The sequence below is a fragment of the Blastomonas natatoria genome, from assembly GCF_003201955.1.
In the GTDB taxonomy this organism is placed as follows: domain Bacteria; phylum Pseudomonadota; class Alphaproteobacteria; order Sphingomonadales; family Sphingomonadaceae; genus Blastomonas; species Blastomonas natatoria.
This window is the reverse complement of sequence record NZ_QJJM01000037.1, coordinates 1-5,398: the sequence shown is the minus strand read 5'-3', so window position 1 is coordinate 5,398 and position 5,398 is coordinate 1. Positions and strand designations below refer to the sequence as shown.

Here is a 5,398-nt window from a genome sequence, read left to right as displayed (position 1 = left end):
GAGGAGGCTCAGCCGCTACAGATTACACCAAAGGCCGCCTGAAAATGCAGCCCGCTGGCCACAACCGAATTTACACCACGTTGACGGACACGACCCTGCCCGTATATGGCCCATGGCCGGGCAGCACTGCCAGGAGACCGCGCGTGACCACGTCGGGGAATACCGTCAGGTGGTCCTCGCCTTGCGCGATTTCGCTTGTGATCAAAAGGCCGGGATGCCCCCGTGAGGCCAGCGTGCGGCGCGTCCGCTCCATATCCGCGACGAGGTCGTTGGTGGTGTTGTAGCGGGCTCCTGGAGCGATCGCCTCGAAGCTGCCGGTCACCATGTGTATGCGCGCGGACAGCTTCCGGCCGGAGCGCGCCCACGCTTCTTCCGTACGGAACATCACCCCGAGATCGAACCAGAGAGAGGGGCTGCCGAAGACGTAGCCGTTGAACATCTCCGGCCGCGTAAACAGCACGTGGAAGCCGAACAGCGTGCCATAGGAGTGCCCCACCAAGATTTTGCGGTTCATGTCGACGCGATAATTCCGAGCGACCAAGGGAAACACGACCGTCTCAATATACTGTCGATATGCTTCCGCCTCACCGTAGCTCGGAGCCGAGTATGACCCCGGAGAGTGCGCGGGGTCGCGTCGGGGATCGGTAGGAGTGTAGTCGCGCCGTTGCCCCTCCAAGCCCCTGTCCTGGTCATGGGAAAGACCGACCAGGATGAAGTCCTCGATATTGCGACCCCTTTGTCCGACGAGCGAGCGCACCGAGCGCGTCACCGGGAGCGCCCAGTGTGGATCGAGGACGAAGACGACCGGCAACGACTTCTTAGAACGTGCGTAGGACGGCGGTAGGTCGACCCACACCTGATAACGGCGGCCGAGTGCCGAGGGCGCGTCGTGCGCGGCGCTAGTGGGAAAGGTGATGGGCGGGAGCGCGTCAGTGACCTTGGGCGGCTCTGGAGCGACCTGTTCGGCGCAAGCCGTCGCGCCCGGAACGAGTAGGATAAAGGGGAGCGCAGCGCAAAGCCAGGAACGAATCATAGTACAAGCCCTAAGAGTTGCCGCAGACGCTGAAGGAGACGGCAGAGCATGTGAGACGATTTAGAGTCTCTAAGAACGTGGTCGTGTCGTCCGCGTCACAGCATGCCTATATTAAGCAGCCATTGTTCGACCTGCCCAGGCCACTGCGTTGTTATCGGATCGGCCGTCGGCCGCATCCCGAATGCATGACCACCCTTCGCGTAGACACGCATATCGACCGGCACGCCGGCGTCGTTCAGCGCCAGCGCATAAGCCATCGGCTGTCGGATATCATCGACGGAGTCGTTCATCGCGTGAATGATGAGCGTGGGCGGCGCCTTCGCGCTGATCTTCACCCAAGGCTTTAGTTCGAGGCTGTTCTTCCCCTTGCTGTTATCCAACATGCGGGCCGTATAGGCCACGATCGCGAAGTCGGGCCGCGGGGATTGTCGGTCGGCCGCGTCGGTAAGCGGATAAGTGCGCTCTTCCGTGTTGCTCATATTCGCCACGAGATACGCGCCGGCCGAGAAACCGATTACGCCAATCTTGCGCGGGTCGATCCCGTAGGTCGAGGCGCGTTGCCGCAGCAACCCAATCGCGCGCTGGGCGTCCTCCAAACCCAGTAGCACCTTCGGTCGCTGCTGCTCTCCGTTCTCCTTCGGCCACACTTGCGGCGTCCGGTACTTGAGCACGACGCAGGTCATACCCTGCCGGGTCACCCAATCGCAGACTTCGGTGCCTTCCAGGTCCATAGCTACGGCGTAAAAACCTCCGCCCGGCAGGACCAGCATCGTAACACCGGTATTGCGCCCCTTCGGCCGATAGACCGTCATGGTCGGCCGGGTGACATAGGTCGCCCAATGCCATTTTCTTCCCCCCACAAGGGGTGAGCCGTTGCCGGTCGTCTCGGGACGATCGCCGCTGTCGGGTTTGGCGAGAGGGACGTTCGCAGGCCAGAGCGGCACCTGCGTGCCGCCAGGGGTAGATTGCCAGACGCCCTCCCGTTCTACCTTCGGAACCTCGACTCTCGCGGGTGAGCTGTCATTCTTCATTGCCTGCCCACAGGCCGCTCCAGCGATGCCGATTGCAAGGAGCGTGGGAATGACCACCCGGATTCTTGGCAAGATAAAGTCTCCTATTGAGAGAGAGCAGGTGTGCTTAGGAAAGAAGGAACGCGGCCAAGGAAGACGTATCGGTCGCGCAGTGCCCGCCATAAATCGGATGCCACTCCGTTCTGACCCCGCGCTGGCGAGCCATGTCGGCAAGTCGCTGAGTACCCTCGAAGTTGCCGTAGGTGTCGTACAGACCGTTGGAGAGGTAGAGCGCCGGATAGTGAGGCCCCGCCCGTTCGATCAGATCGAGCGGCGAGACGCGCCGCCACTCCGCATCGCTAGCCAAATACTTCCGTGCCATAAGCAAAACGCCGAACACGATCTTGGGGTTCGCACCCGTACGCTCCGCCGTCGTGCGGATCGTAGACAGCGATGCGAACGGCGAGGATGCATATACGCCGGGGCATAACGCCGCCACCTTGGCGAACCGCGATGGGTAGGAGAGGCCCGCGACCAGGACGTTGAGCCCGCCCATCGACTCGCCCATCAGCAGGCGGCGGTGCGGGCGCCCGACCTTGGCCTCGATCGCCGGCAGGCGCGTCATCAGATCGTCCAGCAAGCCGCTGTCAGCCTTTTCGCCCTTGGGCGTCAGAATCCAGGTCGATCCGTAGGACAGGGTGACGACGGTGGGCGGCAGCGCCCGGCTACGCTGCCATTCGCCCTGCAGCATCGCGGTCAAGTAGGTGTCGTCGTTCCAGATGCGTTCGTCCAGGTTCCGACCGTGCAGATGATAGACGATGTCGCCGTTGGAGCCCCGCCGGTCCCGGTTGACGCAGTAGCGGAACGGGCCCGCCGTCCCGCACGCCTGTTCCGCCGGGACGAAGGACACCTTCTGGGCACCTCGCGTCTTCGTGATCTCCGTCCATGCGTAGTAGATCGAAGCGGCGACGAGGATCGCGAGCAGCCAAGACCGGTATGGGCGCTTGAGTATCGAGCTGGCCGCGCGGCGAGGGCGGCCGCCCGTGTGGGCGTCGGCCATTCGGATCAGGCCGCGCCGACGAGCAGATGGCGATCGAGCGGCGTCGTTTCGGCCTCGCCGGCCGCCTGCGCGTCCACGCCGACTCCTGCTCCCGTCAGCTTCGGCAGCGCCAGAAGGCTCAGGGCATAGCCGATGATCGCGCTTCCGCCGTAACCCACTATCGGGGTCGGGTAGTTGCCGAGGGCGGCAGCCATGATCCCGGCAAGCCAGACGAACCCGAAGGCGGCATAGGAGTCGCGATTCGCCGGATCGCGGCGCCAGCCGACGATCGCAGGAACGAGGAGCAGGGCCGAGCCACCCAGTACCGCCGCGCCGGCGGCTGCGTGGACGTCGAAGGACGAGTAGAGGATCTGGTCGACATAGGGGACCGCCGCCAACGTGTCGGCACGGACCAACGTCGCGGCGAAGCTGGCGACGCTCGCGCCGAGCGCCGCGATGAGGTGCCTTTCGGGGCGCATGACCGCGAGGACGCCCAGACCCGCCGCAAGCATTCCGGCCATCGCACGGTCGGGCTGGATCGCCATCGCGGCGGCGGCGACGATCATGCCCGCCGTCGCGAGCGCGTCGCGGCATCGCGCGAACGCTACGACCATCAGGGGCAGCAGGATCAGGCTCGGCTGGATGGACAGCCCACCGAGGCGTACCCACCGCACCGCGCCGTCGACGTCGTCGCCGAGCAGGGCGGTAGCCAGCAGCGCACCCGCCATCGCCGCGATCGTCCCGCCCGCCCACCGCGGGCCCGCGAGCATAACGCGGCCGACGAGACCCAGCAGCGTCATGCCGATCGCCAGCGCGACGAGGTTGATGCCCAGGTAGCGCGCGGGAGCGCCGGCGACCCCCATGTAGGCGAGGCCCAGCGCGACCGCGGCGGTTGCGCACGCGATACCTATGGCGCGGGGGCGACGCGCCGCGCTTTCGTGAAAGTCCATGGTCGTTAGTCCTTCGGAGGAAAGGGCGCCTTCGCCGATCAGCGAGGCGAAGGGGCGGAGCAGATACGACGCGAGCACGCGTGGTATGAGGCCGAACACACTGTCGAGCGCGAACAGCAGCGCCTTGGTATCGTTGGAAATCTCCGCCGTTTCGCAACGGATGGCCCTTCCCCATGATTGCAAGGAGGGAGGTAGCGTGGCTTGCAGAGCGCGACAGGCAAGATCGGCAAGGCCGCGCCGACGTCCAACGCTCATATTGTCGCCTCCCGCTGGCCTGAAGCCGGTGACGCCGATTGACCCGGAGGATTGGCGTGGGCGAGCTGCACCCCGCTGGCCGTCAGTCGGTAGGCGTGCCGCGGCGGTCGTCCCCTCTCCAGAGGCTGTTGCCATTCCGCTTCAAGATAGCCCTGCGCTTCCAGACGGATCAGGAGGGGGTAGAGCGTGCCGGATTTCACACCGGCGAGCCGCGCCAGTTCATAGCCGTGAGACCATCCGTCACGTGCGTCGAGCAGGACGGCGAGGATCATCCGGGCTTGGGGTGAGAGCGCGCGTGTTCGAGACATGCGCCATTAAGTCTACCTAGATAGCTTTATAGTCAAGCTCTGATTAGATCGTGTCGGTGCCGCTCGGATCAGCCTACCTTCTCACTGTAATGGTTTGAGAAGCCTTCTTCAGTCCCCGCTTCCCGACCGCTTGCAGGAAAGCAGGGCGCTGAAGCAACGGCGCTTTTCGCCGTGAGCTTTGTGTCACAACCGGTCGGTTCTGACACGCGATCCCGATGCACGGTAGCCTGCCCCTCCGTCGGTACCACAATCGTAGGTCAGAATGTCCGCTTCCGGGCAGGCCCGGGCGCTCGCTGAGCGACCAGCATTGGGGCGCAAAGCGGTCGTCGCCGGCTATCGCAACACCTCGACCTTCAGCCCTTTCACCTTCACAGCCCGCCACGACTTATCGGCGGTGAGGGCAGGGCGCTCCAGCTCCCGTGCCTGCGCGAGGCACGCCCGATCGCCGAGCGACAGCCCGAGGCTGGCGGTCGACGCCCGCAGCCGGCATGACGCTCGGCTACCAGCTATTTATTGCTCTGTTGCTTCTCCTGCCCGGCATCGTCGGGTGGGTATGCGTTCGAGCCGGTTCAACCGATGACCTCCTGAGCCCCATGCCCGACCGGCAAGGCTCAACCACCACATTGGCTGCGATCGTGCTCTTCGCATGCCTCGGGCATCTGTTGGCGGCCATGGCCATCGACCTCAACAGTCGGGTCGCCGCCACCTGGCGTCACCTCAAGGTTTGTGCGCCAGACAACGATTTGGCAGACATAATGCGAACATCGGCTAATTAGCGAGCTTGAGGCGCGACATGGGATCGT

At 64.5% G+C, this 5,398-nt stretch carries 6 protein-coding genes; 1 reads left to right on the top strand and 5 read right to left on the bottom strand.

Going from position 1 to position 5,398, the window contains the following annotated elements; genetic code table 11:
• Nucleotides 1-70 precede the first annotated feature (70 nt).
• The 5 genes from C7451_RS19455 to C7451_RS19435 form a co-directional block, all read right to left on the bottom strand.
• Nucleotides 71-1,033 carry an alpha/beta hydrolase gene (locus tag C7451_RS19455; protein WP_110300465.1) on the bottom strand — a complete coding sequence of 321 codons (963 nt, stop codon included), beginning with the start codon at nucleotides 1,031-1,033 and terminating at the stop codon, nucleotides 71-73.
• A gap of 95 nt (nucleotides 1,034-1,128) precedes the next feature.
• Complete coding sequence (locus tag C7451_RS19450) at nucleotides 1,129-2,064, bottom strand: alpha/beta hydrolase (RefSeq protein WP_230959639.1); 936 nt, start codon at nucleotides 2,062-2,064, stop codon at nucleotides 1,129-1,131.
• 106 nt (nucleotides 2,065-2,170) lie between these two features.
• The gene (locus C7451_RS19445; protein ID WP_062342963.1) at nucleotides 2,171-3,103 is read right to left on the bottom strand and encodes an alpha/beta hydrolase-fold protein; all 933 of its coding nucleotides are present in this window, start codon (nucleotides 3,101-3,103) and stop codon (nucleotides 2,171-2,173) included.
• Between the two features lie 5 nt (nucleotides 3,104-3,108).
• Nucleotides 3,109-4,287, bottom strand: coding sequence for a putative peptidoglycan glycosyltransferase FtsW/RodA (locus C7451_RS20145; RefSeq protein WP_196490289.1), 1,179 nt, complete (start codon nucleotides 4,285-4,287; stop codon nucleotides 3,109-3,111).
• Entirely contained in the window at nucleotides 4,284-4,559 is a 276-nt protein-coding gene (locus C7451_RS19435) for a PadR family transcriptional regulator (protein WP_230959640.1), read from the bottom strand. Before C7451_RS19435 ends, C7451_RS20145 begins: the two co-directional genes overlap by 4 nt.
• Before the next feature lie 524 nt (nucleotides 4,560-5,083).
• Here C7451_RS19435 and C7451_RS19430 point away from each other — a divergent pair.
• On the top strand, nucleotides 5,084-5,371 hold the full coding sequence (locus C7451_RS19430) for a hypothetical protein (protein WP_062342959.1): 288 nt from the start codon (nucleotides 5,084-5,086) through the stop codon (nucleotides 5,369-5,371).
• Nucleotides 5,372-5,398: the final 27 nt, after the last annotated feature.